We start from the raw sequence: 19,472 nt of genomic DNA, 5'->3' as shown, positions 1-19,472 counted from the left end.
CCCCTCCTCTATTCTAATACTGCTGGAACACGGATTTGATTATCTTTGTGATCCGGTGCATTTTTTAATACTTCTTCAACTGGTAAACCTTTTTCTGGTACATCTTCACGCATAACATTTTTCATAGTTAATACATGAGTTGTTGGTTTTACATCTGTTGTATCTAATTCATTTAACTGTTCTGCAAATGTAACAATTGCATCTAGTTGTTTTTGAAATTTTTCTGCTTCTTGATCAGTAATTGCAAGACGTGCTAAATGTGCTACGTGCTTTACATTCTCAACGGAAATTCTTGACACGGCTAGGCCACCTCCATAATATATCGTTCAATCTACAATACTATTGATGATACCAAATTTTCAGTACTTCAAGCAAGTCAACACAGAGTACTTACGCCATTTTTACATAAAAAAAGAAAGGCAAATGCCTTTCTTTACAATTTACTCTTTATCTAACGGTTTATTTTTTGGAAATCTCTCGTTATCTTCTTCATTATCACGAATTGTTTTTTGTAATACAAAACAAGACATCGTTAAAAATAATGTTCCAATTAAATAGTATCCTTTTACACTAAGCGTTTCATCTAACGTATAAATCCCAATTAGCATACCTGAAAGCGCACAAACAAATGAAGTCCATGCTAAAAATGTGAACGCTTGCGTATTACGTCTTCTCATCGTTCTCCCCCTCGTTAGCTGTATACCCATTATAGATAAGTATATTTACCATGATGGATTTTTATGTAAATTCTAGTTTTATATTTATAAATCTATCATAAAAGAATACTATTTTAAAGAAAGTTTTCTGTCTAATCTGAAAAAATAATTAAAACCATTGACAATTTTTTCTATTCTACATAAAATAAAAATAAATATTACGAACCTCGAAATATACGGGAGTGGAATTAATTGTTGCAATATGAACATTTTTTAGACTTACTGCTAGATAACGCCAAGAAACTTTTCTATCCTGAAGAATGGGTAAGCCTAGATTTAACACTTTCTAAAACAGAAGTATTTTGTTTACTTTGGATGGAACGAAATACAGATATTACAATGACGAAAATTGCTGACCTTCTTGATATACCGATGAGTACAACGACGGGCGTTGTAAATCGCCTTGTAAAAAAGGGATATATTGAGCGCTACCGTGATGAAAACGACCGACGTATTGTATTAATTCGGTTAACAGAAAACGGCGTAATGCTCGTTCAAGAAGTAAAACAAAATGCAGCCCACTACTTTAGCTTAGTGACAGAAGCATTGTCAGAAGAAGAAAAAGCATTCTTACTACAAATCTTCCAAAAGATTATGAATCACATTGCTACGTCACAGCAAAAAACAGAAGAAAAAGTTTCTACACCTAAAATGAAAAACATTCCGATTGAATAAAACCCTATCTGGGTTTTTATTCAATCATTTACTTCGACACTCGTAATATTCGATATTCGAAACAAAGGAGATATGAATGATGAGAATTATTTTGTATACAGGTAAAGGCGGCGTAGGAAAAACTAGCATTTCAGCAGCAACAGCAATTCAAAGCGCAAAACAAGGATTAAAAACTTTAGTCATGAGTACAGATCCCGCTCATAGTTTAGGAGATTCATTTGGTATAAAGCTATCTTCTGAGCCATTAGAAATTCGTAAAAATTTGTGGGCACAAGAAATTAATACGATTTATGAGATGGAAAAAGGATGGGGAAAATTACAGAAATATATTACACTACTCTTCACTTCCAAAGCAGCCGATGATATTACAACAGAAGAATTAACGATGTTTCCTGGTATGGAAGATTTAATTAGCTTACTTCGCGTACTCGATTATTATAAACAAAACACATATGATGTTATCATTATTGATTGTGCTCCAACAGGAGAAACATTAGCAATGCTAAGCTTTCCAGACATGCTCGGCTGGTGGATGGAAAAATTGTTTCCTATTAAAAGAAAAGTTTTAAAAGTCGTTCGTCCTGTAGCTCAACCACTCCTTGGTGTCCCTCTTCCAACCGATGATATTATGGACGAATTAACAAATACACTTGAACAGCTTGGAGAAATGAGAGATATTTTATCAAACCGAGAAGTAACAAGTATCCGCATCGTTGTAAATCCTGAAAAAATGGTCATTAAAGAAGCTCAGCGTAGCTTTACTTATTTAAATTTATACGATTATAACGTAGATGCCATTATGATTAATCGCGTCATCCCTAACACCGTCACCGATCCTTATTTTCAAGCATGGAAAGATACACAGAAGAAATATAAAACATTAATTCAAAATAGTTTTGATCCACTTCCTATTTACGAAGCTCCAATGTTTGAACAAGAAGTTGTTGGTTTACCTATGTTAGAGCGTGTAGGAGATGCTTTATTTAAAACTGATCATTGTCCTACTGAAGTGAAATTTAACGGCCGCACACAATATGTAAGAAAAGATGGCGATGATTATATTTTCATTCTTTCTATTCCCTTCTCAAACAAAAGTGAACTTTCATTAAATCAAAAAGGTGATGAGCTAATTATTCGAGCTGGCTCTGTGAAACGAAATATTACATTGCCAAAAACGTTAACACACCTTTCTATTCAAGGGGCAAAATTTGAAGAAGATATACTAAACATTCGGTTTGGAGGTGTAGTGCATGCATGAGGAACTACTACGAAGGGTAATTCGTACAAAAGTAAAAGTCGGGATGCATATATTAGAAGAGCTACCTAATCCAATCCAGCAATCAGCTAAGCAAATATTAAATATTTTGCAAGAGGAGCTAGCTGCTTATCCGAAAGAACGAGATCATCATGAAGTTAATTTAAAAAATATCATAATTGAATAACTATCTCTGTATAGAGGGCCTTTTTTAGGCTTTCTATACTTTATTGGAGTGATGTAAGTTGATGAAAAAGCATTCCACTACTATACTCTGGATCATTCCCTTATTATTTTTCATTCATAACCTTGAAGAAGCTTTCCAAATGCCACAATATCTTGCTAATCAATTTTCAATCCGTCTTATAACTAGCCAACAATTTTTCATTGCCATTTCCGTATTAACAATCTTTGTATTACTTATCGTCTTTCTATATCAACTTAACTTCTTGTCTTCTATATGCTGGATTATTTTTATACAAGGGGCCATCTTCTTTAACTCTGTTCAACATATTATTTTGTTTTTCATTTATCGCTCCTATAACCCCGGCGTAATATCAGCATTTTTCATTACTCTCTTTTCTATTTTCTTTTTTTTATCCAAAAAACACTTAATTCATCAAAAGCAATTCGTAATTACACTCCTTTTCAGCTTATTTTCTTATCCCATTATAATTTGGATTACCTTACTGTTCGCTAGCTATTTTCATTCATAAAAAAAGACCAGGAAAACTCCTGGTCCATTACTCTACTTAACAAACATTGGATTCTACGTTATACAAAATTGGAAGGTACAGAATTAGGGTTTGTTTGTTAAGTTTATATGTTGAACGAACTAACAGCGGAGGGGTTCCTTCTGTTAGTCCATTAAACCCAATCATTATTTTACGATTTTTTCAAGCTCCTCAAGTGAAAGATCTACTGAAATTGAACCATCATTTGTTTCTTTCTTAATTGCATCTGTTACTTCTTTTGAATGGTATAATTCAATTACTTTTTTCAGTGTTGGATCATCTTTATCTTTCGTACGAGCTGCGAAAATATTAATATAAGGCTTCGCATTTTCATTCTTTGGATCTTCTAAGAAAATAGGATCCTTCGCTGGATCTAATCCAGCTTGACCAGCAACACCGTTATTAATAACTGATGCCGCTACATCTTTTAACACACGAGGTGGTTGCTGTGCGATAACCGGTGTAATTTTTAATTTCTTCGGATTTTCAGCAATACCACTTGGATCTCCAAATAGACCAAAATCCTTTTTCAGCTTTAATAATCCAGCTGCATCAAGAAGTTTTAATGCACGTGCTTGGTTCGTTGGATCGTTTGGAATTGCAATTTCTGAACCATCTGGGATTTCATTTGATTTCTTATATTTTTCAGAGTATAAACCCATTGGTGCAATTTGTGTTGTACCAACAGCTGTAATATCTAACTTATGTTCCTATTTAAATTGCTCTAAGAAAGCAATATGCTGAAATGAGTTTAATTCAATATCTCCATCAGCTAAAGCTTTATTTGGAGTTGTATAATCAGAGAACTCCACCAGTTTAATCTTAATCCCTTCTTTTTCAGCTTTTTTCTTCAAAATTTCCCAAGCGTCTCCATCCGTTCCAGTTACACCGACGCGAACTACTTTTTCTTTCGCTCCTGCACCCGTGTCTCCACTTGAGCAGCCGCTTAATGCTGAGACTCCTACAATCGCTGATAATGCAAATGCTAAAATTTTCTTCATTCTCTTTTCCTCTCTTCCTTTTTATGATCTGCGTAACAAGACTTTCGCAAAGTAATTCCCTAAATTTTGAGCTATCTGTACGAGAATAATAAGTAACACGACCGTTACGAACATAACTGATGTATCAAAACGTTGATAACCATATGTCATTGCTAAATCACCAAGACCGCCACCACCGACAAGCCCAGCAACTGCAGAAAATTCAATTAAACCAACTGTCATAAATGTGACACCTAAGATTAATGGTACTAACGCTTCTGGTACAAGGATTTCAAAAACAATTCTAATTGGCGAGGCGCCCATTGCTTGCGCTGCTTCAATTACTCCTTTCGGAACGGAAACAAGGTTTGTTTCAACCATTCTAGCAATACCAATTGATGCGACTAACGTCATCGGGAAAATTGCTGCTGCTGTTCCAATCGTCGTTCCGATAACACTTCTCGTTAGTGGACTTAACGCTACTAAAAAGATAATGAATGGTACCGGACGAATTGTATTAATTATGATGTTAAGAATAGAAAAGACCCATTTATTTTCTAAAAAGTTTCCTTTTCTCGTTACATATAAAAGTAAACCTAGCGGTATACCAAGAATTGTAGCAAATATAAGGGTTACAATTACCATTAAGAGGGTATCCCCCGTCGCATCTAGTATGCGCGGCCAAAATATACTCCAATCAACTCGCATGAGCTTCTACCTCCTTCAGCTGCACTTGCAGTCTTAGATGTTGTAATGCTTTTTGAATTTCCCTCTGCTCACCTTGCAACTCTACAAGAAGATTTCCAAATAGCACATTTTGAAGTTCAATAATATTTCCGTACAGTACATTTACATCGACGTTATAGTTTTTTGCGATATATGATAGTACCGGCTGTCCTGTCTCCTCACCAGTAAATGTTAGACGATAAATTTGACCACCATTTTGAATTTTCGCTAGAACACTTTCCGGTAAATGATCATTAATGACAGAACGTACAAAGTTTTGAGTCGTCTTTGTTTTTGGTTGCGTGAAAACATCAAACAGTTTTCCTTCTTCAATAACTTTTCCCTTCTCCATTACAGCTACACGGTGACAAATTTCTTTCACAACATGCATTTCATGTGTAATAAGAAGAATTGTTAAATTGTATTCTCTATTTACTTTCTTTAATAAGTTTAGAATTTCTGTCGTTGTTTCTGGATCTAAGGCTGATGTTGCCTCATCACATATAAGAATATCTGGCGATGTCGCAAGTGCTCTAGCAATGCCCACACGCTGCTTTTGTCCACCTGATAGCTGCTCTGGGTAATAGTTTGCTTTATCTTCTAACCCTACAAACTTCAGCAGTTCATTTACTCTTTCTTTTATCTCATTCTTTGGTACTTTCGCTAACTTTAATGGATAAGCAATATTTCCAAATACTGTTCTTGAATTAAATAAATTAAAATTTTGGAAAATCATTCCAATTCTTTGTCTCAGTTTACGTAATTCTTTCGTCGATAATGATGTAATATCTTTATCATCTATTGAAATCGTTCCTGCCGTCGGTCTCTCTAACATATTTACTAAGCGTAATAACGTACTCTTTCCAGCGCCACTAAAACCAATAATGCCAAAAATTTCGCCTTTCTCAACTGATAATGTTACATCCTCCACCGCATGAACAGATTGCCCAGCTGATTCATACACTTTACTTACATTGTTAAAAGAAATCATTTTTTCCCCTCCTATATGCTGTAAAAACTTGAAGTAGAGCTTTCGAGGTAAAATAAAAAGTGCTCTCCTTCTTATCAACCATAAAGATAAGAAGGAGAGCACTTATATGTACTCGTTCACATCTTCTCATCTTCCAAGCCTTTATATGGCTTGCTGGAGTTAGCACGGTATTAAAAAAACCCGTTGCTGAGGTATCGTAGGGCCAGTCCCTCCACCTCTCTGGATAAGAATGTATCGATTTAATTGTCGTTTAATTAATTCTCATTATAGAACTCAGAATAATAAGAGTCAATACATTTTTTAGAAAAATATTAATTATCCCTTTATTAAAATTTTCAGATGAAAATTCATGAGAAAATAGTAACTTTCAAGGTTATTTAAAATTCTTCTTCCTCATATTTTTAAACAGGAGAATCTTCTCTACGAATTGAATAAATTTATTTGAATATGAAACTCGGAGGAAGATAAATATATGAAAACAGCTCTTTTACTCATCGATATTCAAAACGATTATTTTCCAAATGGAAAGATGGAATTGCGTAATCCAGTAGAAGCAAGCGAATATGCTAATCAGTTATTACAACACTTTAGAACAAACAGCGAACCTATTTTTCATATCCAACACGTAGCTATAAAAGATGACGCTACTTTTTTCCTACCTAATACAGAAGGTGTACATATTCACGAAAGCGTCCGTCCACTTAGAGAAGAAACAGTTATAGTCAAACATTATCCAAATAGCTTCCGAGAAACTAATCTTCTAGAGCAATTAAAACGTTTAAATATTGAACATGTCGTTGTATGTGGGATGATGACTCATATGTGTATCGATGCTACAGTAAGGGCTGCATTCGATTTTGGATTTCAATGTACCGTTATACATGATGCTTGTGCTACAAAAGACCTGTCTTTTAAGAACGCTACTATACCAGCTGTTTACATTCACAATACAATTTTAGCTAGTTTAAATGGCGTATATGCAAATGTAATAAGCACGCAAGAATTTTTAGCTACATAAAAAAACACTCCTTTCAGTGAGCAAAACCGAAAGGAGTGTTCCTTGTCGAACCATAGATTTTCTTTCAAATTGTATTATACAGGAAATTCTCAAAATGAATACTAAAAAATATGACTAATAAGTCAACTTTTCTCATCATTTTATTTCTGTTCACATGTTTATCCCGCTATTAATAGGTTTTAGCTCATTCCCTTCGAACGATGGTAATATATAGGATTTCAATTTTAAAAGGAGCTCTTCACATTCTGTGAAGAGCTCCTCTACTATTTCTTATAAAGTTTCAGAAGTAGTTTTTGCTTGCATGTGAAGTGCTAAGTAATCAGGTCCACCAGCTTTAGAGTCTGTACCAGACATGTTAAAGCCACCGAATGGTTGGTAACCTACGATTGCACCAGTACATCCACGGTTGAAGTATAAGTTACCAACGTGGAAGTCTTCGCGTGCTTTTTCAATATGGTCACGGTTGTTAGTAATAACAGCACCTGTTAAACCGTATTCCGTATTATTTGCAATTGCAAGTGCATGATCGAAGTCTTTCGCTTTACAGAATGCTACTACTGGTCCGAAGATTTCTTCTTTCATTAAGCGAGCATCTTCTGCAACGTCAGCAACGATTGTTGGTTGGATGAACCAGCCTTTAGAATCGTCTCCTTCGCCACCTGCTAAGATTCTACCTTCTTCTTTACCAATTGCAACATAGCTCATTACTTTATCGAATGCAGCTTGGTCATTAACAGGACCCATGTTTGTACCTAATACTGCTGGGTTAGCAACTGTTAATTCTTTTGTTAATTCAACAGCACGATTTAATACATGATCATATACATCTTCATGGATTACTGCACGAGAACATGCAGAACATTTTTGTCCTGAGAATCCGAATGCTGATGCAACGATAGACTTAGCTGCTAATTCAAGATCTGCTTCTTTATCAACAACGATTGTATCTTTACCGCCCATTTCAGCGATAACGCGTTTTAACCAAATTTGTCCTGGGTTTACTTTCGCTGCACGCTCATAGATGCGGATACCTACATCACGAGATCCCGTGAAGCTTACGAAACGTGTACGAGGATGATCTACTAAGTAGTCACCAACTTCAGAACCGTTACCTGGAACGAAGTTTACTACGCCAGCTGGTAAGCCAGCTTCTTCTAATACTTCCATAAATTTCGCTGCTACTACAGGAGTTGTACTAGCTGGTTTTAGTAATACTGTGTTACCAGAAACTAAAGCAGCTGTTGTCATACCTGCCATAATTGCGAATGGGAAGTTCCAAGGAGAAATGATAACACCTACTCCTAATGGAATGTAAGAGAAACGATTATATTCAATTGGACGGCTTTCTACTGGAATACCGTCTTTTAATTTTAACATTTGACGACCATAATATTCCATAAAGTCGATTGCTTCTGCTGTATCAGCATCTGCCTCATTCCATGGCTTACCTGCTTCTTTTACAAGAATAGCAGAGAATTCATGTTTTCTGCGACGAACGATTGCTGCAGCACGGAATAAAATGTCTGCACGCATTTCTGGCTTTGATTTTCTCCAAGTTTGGAATGTTTCATCCGCTACTTGCATTGCTTTTTCAGCTAACTCACGGCTTGCTTTTGAAACACGACCAACAAGTTCCTCTTTATTTGCAGGGTTTACAGAAACAATTTTGTCTTCTGTAGTGATTTTTTCTCCCCCAATAATTAATGGATAGTCTTGTCCAAGATAAGATTCTACTTTCTTTAAACCTTCTTCAAACGCTAATTTGTTAGCCTCCACTGAAAAATCTGTAAATGGCTCATGTTTGTATGCTACTACCATTTTTTTTAGCCTCCCCTTAGAAAAACGTTTACATTTTACAACATTATTCTACACGATAATTTAGATTTATTCAAATATTCCTAGACTTATATTTTAAAAATTAATAAATTTTTAAAATATAATAAAAAAAAGAGATTCATACATGCGTATGAATCTACAAAATATGAGTATATTCCAAAACATTTTTCCCGATCAATAATATAGTAACTAATAAAAATAAAGTCCTTACATATCCAACACCTTTTTGAACCGCAAACTTCGATCCAAAATAAGCACCTAAGATCATTGATAATCCCATGATAATACCGTATTCAAAATGAATTATATCTAAAAATAAAAAAGTAATTAAAGATACAATATTACTAACAAAGTTCAAAAGTTTTCCAGATGCTGCCGCTTGAATAAAATCCAAGCCAATTAATAAAAATGCAAAAATTAAAAACGACCCTGTCCCTGGTCCAAAAAATCCATCATAAAATCCTATCATTAAAATAGCAAAGAAAAATATTAATGTTTTTCTTTGCGTCATCTTCTTATAGGTAGACACACTTCCCCAATTCTTTTTTGCAATAATATAAATAGCAATAAATACCAACATTACAAGTACTAATGGGCGTAAAATATCCGGTGGAATAAATTTTACTACTAAAGCACCTGCAACAGCTCCAACAATAGTTAACGGGATTAACTTTCCTACAATTTTAAAATCAACTTTTCCTGATCGAATAAAATACATCGCACTCGTAAACGTCCCCATTGTTGCCGCTAATTTATTCGTTGCAATTGCCGAAGCTGGCGATAAGCCAACAAACATAAGCGCAGGAAGCGAAATTAACCCTCCTCCTCCAACAACGGAATCAATAAAAGCTGCTAAAAAACCGAATGCAATTAATAAAATAATGACTTGAAAACTTAATTCTTCCATGAGCTTTACCCCTTACCCCTATTTTTTACAACATTTTAAATTATAACAAAATTACATAAGAAAAAAAGCTGTTCCATAGAGGAACAGCCTTCATATTTAATCTAAAATCTTCACAAGTGGTTCATCTTGTTTTGCTTCACGTATAATAATAGCTTCTGGGCGTTCTACAGATTTAATCGTTACTTGTACTTTCATATAATTCGGGAAGTATTCCATAACAAGCCCTGCCACATATTGTGTAAAACCAACTATTTCAGCTTTTCCATTAAACTGGACAGGAATATCAAGCTTCATTTCTCTTAATTCATCATCTCTATACATACCAGTACCAATAACAGCTGTATAGTCGCCTTGGAAATAATCGCTTAGTTTTGCCTTAAAGTTGGATACTCTTGCAAGGTCTTCACGTTTATTATCTGTTTTCGCTTGCTCTGATGGGAACAAATAATATTTTTCATTAATTTGTTTCCAATCTTCAACCGTTTCACTACCTTTTTCGGCATTTGCATAAGAAACAAAGTTACCTGGCACGAGCGAAGACTTTGGAGCTTGGCGATAAATCGCAAATGTTATTGGAATATTTTTGGTTTCAGGTTCTTTTTGATGTATGACTTTCAAAATTTCTTGCGCCATTTTTTTCCCTTCAGCTAACATCTTTTCATCCGGGATTGCAGCTTCACGTGGATAACCATGCTCTTCGTTAAAATATTGAACAGAATTCATTGCTAATCCAACTACCATACCAACGCGTTCCTCGCCGTTATCGCCTTTTTTCACATAATAATCATGCTCTAAAATATTTGAAATATATATTGGATTTTTTTTATTTTTCACTTCTAGTGATTCGGATCCTGTTCCTAATGCAGGGTTTAATCCTATATTAGGAAATTTAACTGCATCTTTTTTTAATTTGTCCTCTAGTTCCTTTTGTTCAGCATCTGTACGTTTTCTTTTAACAAGCATCTGTATAGTTTGAGTATCTAGAGCTTTTCCGCCTTTTAAAAAATTATCTTTCGTACTAAATGATTCTTTTGCAATTCGCATTAACCCTGTTTCAAATTCATCTATATCAAGACGACTATTTAACCCTTGCACCACTAAACCACGTGCATTTCCACCATCAAATGGAATAGTCGTCTTATAATATTCATCCGAAATAGCGTATTTTGGAACAACTGATTGTTCTTTTGCTTTCCCCGATTTCTCAGCCACTTTTTCATCTTTGTCGGCACCTGCACTACACCCACTTACAAGTAGGCCAAGGCTTAATACCGCTAATGCTATTTTTTTCATGGTAAGTTTGCACCTCTTACTTATTTAGCTCTTGTAAGAACCTCTCTTCATTCCAAACCTCAACATTATGTTTCTCCGCTTGTGCTAATTTCGAACCAGCCGCTTCACCTGCAACAACTAAATCCGTACTCTTACTAACACTTCCCGTTACTTTTCCACCTAATGCCTCAATCTTCTTCTTCGCTTCACTTCGTCCCATAACTTCTAGCTTACCTGTTAAAACAACCGTTTTTCCTGCGAAGTAAGATTCAACATTTTGTAAATCTGCAATTTTTATACCTTTGTATGTCATATTCACGCCATACTCTTTAAACTGCTGTAATAACTCTAATACATCTTCATTATCAAAATATGTCACAACAGATTGAGCCATTTTTTCGCCAATTTCATTAATTGCTTTTAGTTCTTCTTCCGTTGCTTTTACAAGCTCATCCATCGTTTCAAAGTGCTCTGCAAATGTACGTGCTGCTTTCGCTCCAACGTGGCGAATTCCAAGACCAAATAATAATCGCTCTAACGAGTTTTCTTTAGAATTTTCAATTGCTTGTATTAAATTTGTTGCTGATTTTTCACCAAAACGTTCTAACTGTAATAATTGCTCTTTCGTCAATGCATATAAATCAGCAAATGTACGAATGTAATCAGCATCAAAGAGTTGTGTAATGACACGTTCTCCAAGTCCATCAATATTCATTGCATTTCTTGAAACGAAATGGATTAACCCTTCTCGAATTTGAGCAGGACAAGTTGGATTTATACAACGAAGTGCTACTTCTTCTTCTAAACGAACAAGTTCACTCTCACATGCTGGACAATGAGTTGGCATGCGGTATTCTTCTTCCTCACCAGTACGCTTATCAAAAATAACGTTCACAACTTCAGGAATAATATCTCCAGCCTTCTTCACAACAACGTAGTCACCAATTCGAATGTCTTTTTCACGAATTAAATCCTCGTTATGTAAAGAAGCACGACGAACAATCGTACCAGCAACTCTCACTGGCTCTAGTTCTGCAGTCGGTGTTACAACTCCTGTTCGGCCAACACTTAATTCAATGCCTGTTAATCTCGTTACAACTTCTTCAGCCGGGAATTTATAAGCAATCGCCCATCTTGGACTCTTCGCTGTAGTTCCTAGACTTTCTTGAAGGGCAACATCATCTACTTTTATAACGATTCCATCAATCTCATAATCAAGATGCGGACGTTTTTCTTGCCATTCTTCTACATAAGCTATAACTTCTTCAATTGTTTCACATGTACGGCGATTTGGATTTGTCTTAAATCCAAGTTCACCTAAGAAATCAAGCGATTCACTATGTGATGGAATTGTTTTTTCTTCTACATTCGCAAGACCATACACAAACATAGATAAGTTACGCTTCGCTGCAATTTTCGGATCAAGTTGACGTATTGAACCTGCTGCTGCATTACGCGGATTCGCAAATACATCTTCTCCATTTTGCTCTTTTTCTTCATTTAGTTTAACGAATGAACGCTTCGGCATATAAGCTTCGCCTCGTGCTTCTAACGTTACTTCTTCATTTAAACGAAGTGGGATAGCTTTAATCGTTTTTAAATTTTGAGTAATATCTTCACCCGTTACACCATCACCACGTGTCGCCCCTTGAATGAAGCGTCCTTTTTCATAATGAAGCGAAACGGCAAGCCCGTCAATTTTTAATTCACATATATATCTTACATTCGCACTATCAATTCCTTGACGTACTCTTCTGTCGAAATCACGTAAATCTCCTTCGTTAAATGCATTTCCTAAACTTAACATTGGTGACTTATGTGTTACTTTTTCAAATATATCAAGAACAGTCCCCCCAACGCGAACGGAGGGAGAATCTTCACTCATAAACTCTGGGTTCTCTGCTTCTAATTTTATAAGCTCCTGCATATTACGGTCATATTCCGCATCAGAAACAGAAGGATTGTCTAATACGTGATATTGATAGTTAAATGTATTTAATAAATCACGCAGTTCTTCTATACGTTTTTTTGCTATCTCTTTTGACATATCCTCATTCCTTTCTATTGTTTCGTCACAGGTGCAAATTTTGCTAACAAACGTTTAACACCAATTGGGCTTGGGAATGCAATATCTAATTCTTTTGCATCACCTTCACCTTTTACACTTACAACTGTACCGACTCCCCATTTTTGGTGGGAAGCTTTATCTCCTACTGCCCAGCCAATTTGTTCGCCGCCTGTCGTCTTAGCTGCAGGGCGCGCGAAAGCTGAACGAGAGCGTGTTGTCGTTGTGATTGTCGTTTTGCCGCTACTTGCCGTTCTGCCTTTTGCACCAAACGATGTTTCACGCTTTGGCGCTGTTTCATTTAATGATTCCACTAGTTCTGTCGGGATTTCTGTAATGAATCGAGACGCAGCGTTCATACTTGTTCTACCAAATAAAGTACGCATTTGCGCGTTAGATAAATATAGCTCTTCTTCTGCACGGGTAATACCTACATAAGCAAGACGACGTTCTTCTTGCATTTCATCCTCTTCCATAAGAGAACGAGTATGAGGGAATATCCCTTCCTCTAAGCCAACAATAAACACAACCGGGAACTCTAATCCTTTCGCTGAGTGCATCGTCATTAAAATAACTTCTTCACCAGCAGTTGGGTCTTCATCTACACGATCAATATCAGCAACAAGTGCTAAATCTGTTAAGAATGCAACAAGGCTCTTATCTTCGCTTTGAGATTCAAATGTTTGCGTAACAGATAAGAACTCGTCTAAGTTTTCTAAACGACCTTCCGCTTCTAAAGAACGTTCATTTTTCAACATATCGCGATAGCCTGTTTTTTCAATAACTTCTTCTACTAATTCTGTAACAGATAAATACTCTTGCATATTTACCCAGTTATTTAATAAATTCGCAAATTCTTTTACTGCCTTTGTAATTTTTGCACTTACTCCAACATGCTCAATTTCATCAAATACAGCAGTTAATGAAATTCCGTTTTGCACACCGTAATTAATAATTTTATCGATAGAAGTCGCACCAATACCACGCTTTGGCATGTTAATAATACGTGCAAAACTAATTTCATCATCTGGATTACCGATTAAACGTAAGTACGCCAAAATATCTTTAATCTCTTTACGATCGTAGAACTTCGTACCTCCGACAATTTTGTACGGAATGTTAGATTTAAGGAAAATCTCCTCGACCATACGAGACTGAGCATTCGTACGATATAACACTGCAAAATCAGTATATTTTCGTTTCCCCATTTGAATATCGTCACGAATTTTTTTCGCAACAAAATACGCTTCGTCCTTTTCAGTTGCAGCACGATAATACGAGATTTTACTTCCAACTTGATTGTCTGTCCATAATTTCTTCGGCTTACGATTCGTATTTTTTTCAATAACAGCATTCGCTGCATTTAAAATATTTTGTGACGAACGATAGTTTTGTTCTAACAAAATTACTTGTGCATTCTCATAGTCTTTTTCGAACGACAAAATGTTAGAAATATCTGCACCACGCCAGCGATAAATAGACTGGTCAGAGTCACCTACAACGCAAAGATTTTTAAAACGCGCTGCCAAATGTTTAACAAGAAGATATTGCGCTTTGTTCGTATCTTGATACTCATCAACGTGAATATATTGGAACTTACGCTGATAAAACTCTAATACTTCTGGAACACGTTCAAATAACTGAATCGTGGTCATAATTAAATCATCAAAGTCTAATGAATTATTTTTCAAAAGACGTTTTTGATACTCTGTGTATACATCGCTCGTTAATTTTTCATATGGATCAGCCATTGTAATTTTTTTTGCATATTTATCCGCAGATAACAGTTCATTTTTCGCATTACTAATACCCGCTAAAATAGAGCGCGGCTCAAATTTCTTCGGATCAATATTGCGCTCTTTCATAATTTTTTTGACTACAGTTAGCTGATCGCCTGAATCTAAGATTGTAAAGTTACGATTAATACCAATACGATCGATATCCCGTCGTAAAATACGTACACACATAGAGTGGAACGTCGAAATCCAAATATCTTCTGCTTCTGGTCCCACAAGTGTATCAATACGCTCACGCATTTCACGAGCTGCTTTATTTGTGAAGGTAATAGCCAGTACATTCCATGGTGCTACACCTTTTTCACCAAGTAAATACGCAATACGATGTGTTAACACACGTGTCTTACCACTACCTGCACCTGCCATTAATAGAAGTGGTCCATTCGTTGTTTGGACTGCTTTTTGTTGCTGTGGATTTAAACCGTTTAATAATCTATCTGTCATACTCATATACGCCTGCACCTACTCTCCTTTTACTGCTTTAACTGTTTTTAACGCCGATTTTATATCATCATAAATAATATTTCCAACAACTACTGTATCAGCATATTGTGCCATTTCTTTCGCCTGTTCTGCATTAGAAATACCACCGCCATAGTATAACTTAGCTTGTTTCAATTCTGCTTTTACATTTTTAACAAGTTCAACATCTCCATACGTACCGCTATATTCTAAATAAAATATCGGTAAATGTAATAACTTGTCTGCTAAACGAGCATATGCAATAACGTCATCTTCTGTTAAATCACATTTCGCTTCTGTAAGCTGGGCTACTTTCGCTTCTGGATTTAAAACACAATACCCTTCCATAAAAATTTCGTCCCAGTCCATAATATCCCCAAATTCTTTCAATGCCTCATGATGAACACCTGTTACCCATTCTACTTTTCGGCTATTTAAAACACTTGGGATGTAATAAAAATCAAATCCTGGTGTAATTGCTTCTACATCAGAAACCTCTAATACACAAGGAACTGCATATCTACGAATGCTAACTAGCATGTGTAATACGTTATCAATTGTAACTCCATCACTTCCGCCTACAATAACCGCATCAGTTCCAGACTCACAAATCATTTCTAAATGTTCATCGCTTAACTCCTTATTTGGATCAAGCTTAAATACATGTTTCCATCCGGAAATATCGTACATGAAAACACCCTTCCTTTTCTCTAGTTATATATATTTCTGTTCAAAATAACAGTTTATTTTCATCATTATTGTTTTAACTTCATCTTAAATATTTGTTTAAAACGGAGAATTAAGTTTGGAATTACCTCTTCCATATTTTTTAAACTAGAGGATTTAATTTTGAAGTTCCTTTTATGCATTCTTTCATTATAACAAAAAAAGTTACTTACACACACGCACATTCCAACATCTTTTTCCACGTCAAATGTTGGATTACATATCCCAAAAATCAAACGGGATACTAATAAAAGAAATAGTATTATCTATTTCAACTTTCATAAAAAGGAGTGTTTTTCTAATGAAGCAAAATATCGGGACAATAAACGCTCTAATTCGAATTACACTTGGGCTTGTCCTCTTCGGATGTAGTGCAACTAAACTTGTACGCAAGCCGTGGTGCACTTGGTCTAACATTTTTCTATGGATTGGTGCAATGAAAGTTGCAGAAGGAATTGTTCGTTTCTGCCCTGTTGTTGAAATGTGGAAATTCGGAAAATACATGAATATGGGGGCATTTAAAATGCCTAGCATGAATTTTGCTGAAAAAGGACATGCTAAAGAAGAAGTGAATCAAACTTCCACTCATGACAAGCCAAAGTCAAAAGGAAGTTATGACGCTTCTGACAAAGAGATTGAGTCAGCGATTGAAAATATAATCCTGGCAAAACCGCTTTGAATCATTTGTCACGATGCAAGATGCTCTCAAAGGGACTTAGCTGCTGCAGTGGGCGGTTAAGTCTTCTTTATTTTACCATAAAACAGAACGTACATTCTCTTTTTCGACCTTAAAATGTATATAAAAGATATCAATCAATAAAATTCAGAAAATTAGGTGCATACCTCTTGCTTAAAATGATATAAAAGTGATATCATTTTTATATCAGGAGGCGATCATATGAAAGAAAAACAAGTATTTTATGTAAATGGTTTTCTCGGTATTATTGGAATTTTGATTTTAGCTGCTATCGGTGTATTTTTCCTTGCCCAAGAAATTTTCATAGGAGCGGCACTAACTATTATATTAGCCGCAGTTCTCGCTACAGGTATCGGTATTGTTCAACCGAATCAAGCGAAGGTTATTACGTTCTTCGGTAATTATTTAGGAACAATTCGTCAAAACGGTTTATTTTTAACGATTCCGTTCGCATTCCGTCAAACTGTATCTTTACGTGTTGAAAACTTTAACAGTAAAAAATTAAAAGTAAATGACGTTGATGGAAATCCAATTGAAATTGCAGCTGTTATCGTATATAAAGTTGTTGATTCTGCAAAAGCAATGTTTGGTGTTGAACATTATGATCGATTTGTAGAAATTCAAAGCGAAACGGCAATCCGCCATGTTGCAACAAAATATCCTTATGACAATTTCCAAGATGAAACCTGCGTTACGTTACGCGGAAATACTGAAGAAATCTCTGAAGAATTAAAACGTGAGTTAGAGGCGCGTCTTGAAATTGCTGGTGTAGAAGTATTAGAAACTCGTTTAACGCACTTAGCTTACGCAACAGAAATTGCCCATGCAATGCTACAACGCCAGCAAGCAAAAGCAGTATTAGCTGCTAGAAAAGAAATTGTTGAAGGTGCTGTGAAGATGGCGAAAGATTCCATCCATATGTTAGATGAAGAAGGCGTACTAGAACTCGATGACGAGCGTAAAGCAAATATGGTAAACAACTTATTAGTTGCCATCGTTTCAGATAAAGGTGCGCAACCAGTTATTAATACAGGAAGCCTATACTAAGGGCTATAAGTAATTATGGCTAAAAAGAAAAGCTTTCCATTACGTATTGATCCTGAATTACACGCAGTCATCGAAAAATGGGCAAATGATGAATTTCGTAGCGTCAATGCACACATCGAGTATTTACTTCGAGAAATGGCAAAGCAAAAAGGGAAATTAAAAAAAGATAAAGATGCATAAAAAATCCCGCTGATTCCTCAGCGGGATTTTTACATATTAACTTTTCGTCATCTCATGCCCAATTGCACGATATCCTATATCACTTCGATAAAATAGACCATCACTCTCAATTTTACCGATTTCTTTATATACTTTATCTTTTGCTTCTTGTAAACTATTTGCCTTACAAGCAACAAATAATACACGGCCACCGTTCGTTACAAAGTCCCCATGTTTCATTGCTGTACCTGCATGGAAAACAATCACATCTTGCAGTGCATCTAGTCCACTAATAATATCACCTTTTTTATATGCTTCTGGATATCCTTTAGAAGCAAGTACAACACCGATTACAGCTTCTTCTGACCATTGTAACGTTAGTTCACTTTCATCTAATACAGCGTTACATACGTCAACTAAATCATTTTCTAAGCGAGGTAATACAACTTCTGTTTCAGGATCACCGAAGCGTGCATTAAATTCAATTACCTTCGGACCATCATTTGTTAAAATAAGACCTGCGTATAAAATACCTGTAAACGAACGGTTTTCTGCAATCATCGCCTTAGCAGTTGGATGTAATACGGTTTGAATCGCTTCTTGAACTGCTGATTCTGGAATTTGTGGTACTGGAGAATATGCACCCATTCCGCCCGTATTTGGACCTTTATCACCATCAAAAGCTCTTTTATGATCTTGGGCGATTACCATTGGATGTACAGTTGTTCCATTCACGAATGCCATTAATGAAAATTCTTGTCCATCTAAAAACTCTTCAATAACGATCTTCTTACTTGCCGCGCCGAATTTCACATCTTGTAGCATTTCTTTCACAGCTTGTAATGCCTCTTCAAGCGTCATTGCTACCGTTACCCCTTTACCCGCAGCTAGGCCGTCAGCTTTAATAACGATTGGTGCACCAACTTTTTGAATGTACTGTACTGCTTCTTCATAATCTGTAAAAGTTTCGTACGCCGCAGTTGGAATATCATACTTTTTCATAAGCTCTTTTGTAAAAGCTTTACTACCTTCAATAACAGCAGCCGCTTTATTCGGACCAAATACGCGAAGTCCCTCTTCTTTAAAACAATCAACAATTCCATTCATAAGCGGAATTTCTGGTCCAACGAAAGTTAACTCAACATTATTCTCTTTTGCAAATAAAACTAATGCATCAAAATCATTTTCATCAATATCAACTGGTGTTGCAACATCTCTCATACCTTCATTACCTGGTGCTACATATACCTTTTCTACTTTTTCAGATTGTGCAAACTTCCAAGCTAAAGCATGCTCACGCCCACCGCGGCCAATTACTAAAACATTCATATTTCATCCCCCAATAATTAAATAAGTACAAACTAGAAGCTATGCTCCTAGTTTGCTTTTTCATATCAATAAAAGGTTATC

General features: G+C 35.7%; 18 protein-coding genes, 2 pseudogenes and 1 riboswitch. Of the genes and pseudogenes, 8 read left to right on the top strand and 12 right to left on the bottom strand.

Annotated features, from left to right (window positions below):
* Positions 1–8 precede the first annotated feature (8 nt).
* Both gatC and BLT20_RS21565 read right to left on the bottom strand, forming a co-directional pair.
* Positions 9–299, bottom strand: a complete 291-nt coding sequence (gene gatC / locus BLT20_RS21570; protein ID WP_000086999.1) for an Asp-tRNA(Asn)/Glu-tRNA(Gln) amidotransferase subunit GatC — start codon at positions 297–299, stop codon at positions 9–11.
* 141 nt (positions 300–440) lie between these two features.
* A complete protein-coding gene (locus BLT20_RS21565) occupies positions 441–677 on the bottom strand; it encodes a YiaA/YiaB family inner membrane protein (protein ID WP_001254393.1) in 237 nt (78 codons plus the stop codon).
* 231 nt (positions 678–908) lie between these two features.
* Here BLT20_RS21565 and BLT20_RS21560 point away from each other — a divergent pair, with 231 nt between their 5' ends.
* The 4 genes from BLT20_RS21560 to BLT20_RS21545 all read left to right on the top strand — a co-directional run bounded on the left by BLT20_RS21560 (position 909) and on the right by BLT20_RS21545 (position 3,362).
* Positions 909–1,391, top strand: a complete 483-nt coding sequence (locus BLT20_RS21560; RefSeq protein ID WP_000942482.1) for a MarR family winged helix-turn-helix transcriptional regulator — start codon at positions 909–911, stop codon at positions 1,389–1,391.
* 76 nt (positions 1,392–1,467) lie between these two features.
* On the top strand, positions 1,468–2,649 hold the full coding sequence (locus BLT20_RS21555) for an ArsA family ATPase (protein ID WP_002025228.1): 1,182 nt from the start codon (positions 1,468–1,470) through the stop codon (positions 2,647–2,649).
* Complete coding sequence (locus tag BLT20_RS21550; RefSeq protein ID WP_000544106.1) at positions 2,642–2,833, top strand: DUF3926 domain-containing protein; 192 nt, start codon at positions 2,642–2,644, stop codon at positions 2,831–2,833. Before BLT20_RS21555 ends, BLT20_RS21550 begins: the two co-directional genes overlap by 8 nt.
* Positions 2,834–2,894: 61 nt before the next feature.
* A complete protein-coding gene (locus BLT20_RS21545; protein WP_002182395.1) occupies positions 2,895–3,362 on the top strand; it encodes an HXXEE domain-containing protein in 468 nt (155 codons plus the stop codon).
* A 164-nt stretch (positions 3,363–3,526) separates the two neighbouring features.
* On the opposite strand, the pseudogene BLT20_RS21540 reads toward BLT20_RS21545, so the two are convergent.
* The 3 genes and pseudogenes from BLT20_RS21540 to BLT20_RS21530 all read right to left on the bottom strand — a co-directional run bounded on the left by BLT20_RS21540 (position 3,527) and on the right by BLT20_RS21530 (position 6,077).
* A pseudogene (locus BLT20_RS21540) lies at positions 3,527–4,381 on the bottom strand (MetQ/NlpA family ABC transporter substrate-binding protein).
* Positions 4,382–4,402: 21 nt separating this feature from the next.
* A complete protein-coding gene (locus BLT20_RS21535; protein WP_001261870.1) occupies positions 4,403–5,068 on the bottom strand; it encodes a methionine ABC transporter permease in 666 nt (221 codons plus the stop codon).
* Positions 5,058–6,077, bottom strand: a complete 1,020-nt coding sequence (locus BLT20_RS21530) for a methionine ABC transporter ATP-binding protein (protein WP_000622965.1) — start codon at positions 6,075–6,077, stop codon at positions 5,058–5,060. Before BLT20_RS21530 ends, BLT20_RS21535 begins: the two co-directional genes overlap by 11 nt.
* Before the next feature lie 123 nt (positions 6,078–6,200).
* A riboswitch (SAM riboswitch) is annotated at positions 6,201–6,307 on the bottom strand.
* A 242-nt stretch (positions 6,308–6,549) separates the two neighbouring features.
* Between BLT20_RS21530 and BLT20_RS21525 the strand changes: the two are divergent.
* Positions 6,550–7,115, top strand: a pseudogene (locus BLT20_RS21525) (cysteine hydrolase family protein).
* Between the two features lie 250 nt (positions 7,116–7,365).
* On the opposite strand, the gene pruA reads toward BLT20_RS21525, so the two are convergent.
* The 6 genes from pruA to BLT20_RS21495 form a co-directional block, all read right to left on the bottom strand.
* Positions 7,366–8,913, bottom strand: coding sequence for an L-glutamate gamma-semialdehyde dehydrogenase (gene pruA, locus BLT20_RS21520; RefSeq protein WP_000259555.1), 1,548 nt, complete (start codon positions 8,911–8,913; stop codon positions 7,366–7,368).
* A 154-nt stretch (positions 8,914–9,067) separates the two neighbouring features.
* Positions 9,068–9,838, bottom strand: coding sequence for a TSUP family transporter (locus tag BLT20_RS21515; RefSeq protein WP_000391974.1), 771 nt, complete (start codon positions 9,836–9,838; stop codon positions 9,068–9,070).
* A 96-nt stretch (positions 9,839–9,934) separates the two neighbouring features.
* Positions 9,935–11,131 carry a CamS family sex pheromone protein gene (locus BLT20_RS21510; RefSeq protein WP_000717029.1) on the bottom strand — a complete coding sequence of 399 codons (1,197 nt, stop codon included), beginning with the start codon at positions 11,129–11,131 and terminating at the stop codon, positions 9,935–9,937.
* A 16-nt stretch (positions 11,132–11,147) separates the two neighbouring features.
* Positions 11,148–13,157: an NAD-dependent DNA ligase LigA gene (gene ligA / locus BLT20_RS21505; protein WP_000031455.1), complete on the bottom strand. Its 2,010-nt coding sequence runs from the start codon at positions 13,155–13,157 to the stop codon at positions 11,148–11,150.
* 14 nt (positions 13,158–13,171) lie between these two features.
* Positions 13,172–15,421 (bottom strand): DNA helicase PcrA, encoded by a 2,250-nt coding sequence (gene pcrA / locus BLT20_RS21500; protein WP_002164784.1) that lies wholly within the window; start codon positions 15,419–15,421, stop codon positions 13,172–13,174.
* Between the two features lie 12 nt (positions 15,422–15,433).
* Positions 15,434–16,123 carry a heptaprenylglyceryl phosphate synthase gene (locus BLT20_RS21495; protein ID WP_000272099.1) on the bottom strand — a complete coding sequence of 230 codons (690 nt, stop codon included), beginning with the start codon at positions 16,121–16,123 and terminating at the stop codon, positions 15,434–15,436.
* A 337-nt stretch (positions 16,124–16,460) separates the two neighbouring features.
* On the opposite strand from BLT20_RS21495, the gene BLT20_RS21485 reads away from it, so the two are divergent.
* The 3 genes from BLT20_RS21485 to BLT20_RS21475 all read left to right on the top strand — a co-directional run bounded on the left by BLT20_RS21485 (position 16,461) and on the right by BLT20_RS21475 (position 18,083).
* Entirely contained in the window at positions 16,461–16,838 is a 378-nt protein-coding gene (locus tag BLT20_RS21485; protein WP_000812346.1) for a YgaP family membrane protein, read from the top strand.
* Between the two features lie 219 nt (positions 16,839–17,057).
* The gene (locus BLT20_RS21480; protein ID WP_000660669.1) at positions 17,058–17,903 is read left to right on the top strand and encodes an SPFH domain-containing protein; all 846 of its coding nucleotides are present in this window, start codon (positions 17,058–17,060) and stop codon (positions 17,901–17,903) included.
* Between the two features lie 15 nt (positions 17,904–17,918).
* Positions 17,919–18,083, top strand: a complete 165-nt coding sequence (locus BLT20_RS21475) for a type II toxin-antitoxin system antitoxin (protein ID WP_001085171.1) — start codon at positions 17,919–17,921, stop codon at positions 18,081–18,083.
* Positions 18,084–18,119: 36 nt separating this feature from the next.
* Here BLT20_RS21475 and purD read toward each other — a convergent pair whose 3' ends face one another.
* The gene (gene purD, locus BLT20_RS21470; protein WP_001101962.1) at positions 18,120–19,391 is read right to left on the bottom strand and encodes a phosphoribosylamine--glycine ligase; all 1,272 of its coding nucleotides are present in this window, start codon (positions 19,389–19,391) and stop codon (positions 18,120–18,122) included.
* Positions 19,392–19,472: the final 81 nt, after the last annotated feature.

It is taken from the genome of Bacillus sp. cl96 (assembly GCF_900100505.1).
In the GTDB taxonomy this organism is placed as follows: domain Bacteria; phylum Bacillota; class Bacilli; order Bacillales; family Bacillaceae_G; genus Bacillus_A; species Bacillus_A cereus.
Note: the sequence above shows the minus strand (reverse complement) of the source record. Positions and strands in the feature narration are given on the sequence as shown.

Coding starts and splice junctions, on each gene's coding strand:
- BLT20_RS21565 (WP_001254393.1), bottom strand. CDS start 677: ATGAGAAGACGTAATACGCAAGCGTTCACATTTTTAGCATGGACTTCA.
- BLT20_RS21555 (WP_002025228.1), top strand. CDS start 1,468: ATGATGAGAATTATTTTGTATACAGGTAAAGGCGGCGTAGGAAAAACT.
- BLT20_RS21550 (WP_000544106.1), top strand. CDS start 2,642: ATGCATGAGGAACTACTACGAAGGGTAATTCGTACAAAAGTAAAAGTC.
- BLT20_RS21545 (WP_002182395.1), top strand. CDS start 2,895: ATGAAAAAGCATTCCACTACTATACTCTGGATCATTCCCTTATTATTT.
- BLT20_RS21535 (WP_001261870.1), bottom strand. CDS start 5,068: ATGCGAGTTGATTGGAGTATATTTTGGCCGCGCATACTAGATGCGACG.
- BLT20_RS21530 (WP_000622965.1), bottom strand. CDS start 6,077: ATGATTTCTTTTAACAATGTAAGTAAAGTGTATGAATCAGCTGGGCAA.
- pruA (WP_000259555.1), bottom strand. CDS start 8,913: ATGGTAGTAGCATACAAACATGAGCCATTTACAGATTTTTCAGTGGAG.
- BLT20_RS21515 (WP_000391974.1), bottom strand. CDS start 9,838: ATGGAAGAATTAAGTTTTCAAGTCATTATTTTATTAATTGCATTCGGT.
- BLT20_RS21510 (WP_000717029.1), bottom strand. CDS start 11,131: ATGAAAAAAATAGCATTAGCGGTATTAAGCCTTGGCCTACTTGTAAGT.
- ligA (WP_000031455.1), bottom strand. CDS start 13,157: ATGTCAAAAGAGATAGCAAAAAAACGTATAGAAGAACTGCGTGATTTA.
- pcrA (WP_002164784.1), bottom strand. CDS start 15,421: ATGAGTATGACAGATAGATTATTAAACGGTTTAAATCCACAGCAACAA.
- BLT20_RS21495 (WP_000272099.1), bottom strand. CDS start 16,123: ATGTACGATATTTCCGGATGGAAACATGTATTTAAGCTTGATCCAAAT.
- BLT20_RS21485 (WP_000812346.1), top strand. CDS start 16,461: ATGAAGCAAAATATCGGGACAATAAACGCTCTAATTCGAATTACACTT.
- BLT20_RS21480 (WP_000660669.1), top strand. CDS start 17,058: ATGAAAGAAAAACAAGTATTTTATGTAAATGGTTTTCTCGGTATTATT.
- BLT20_RS21475 (WP_001085171.1), top strand. CDS start 17,919: ATGGCTAAAAAGAAAAGCTTTCCATTACGTATTGATCCTGAATTACAC.
- purD (WP_001101962.1), bottom strand. CDS start 19,391: ATGAATGTTTTAGTAATTGGCCGCGGTGGGCGTGAGCATGCTTTAGCT.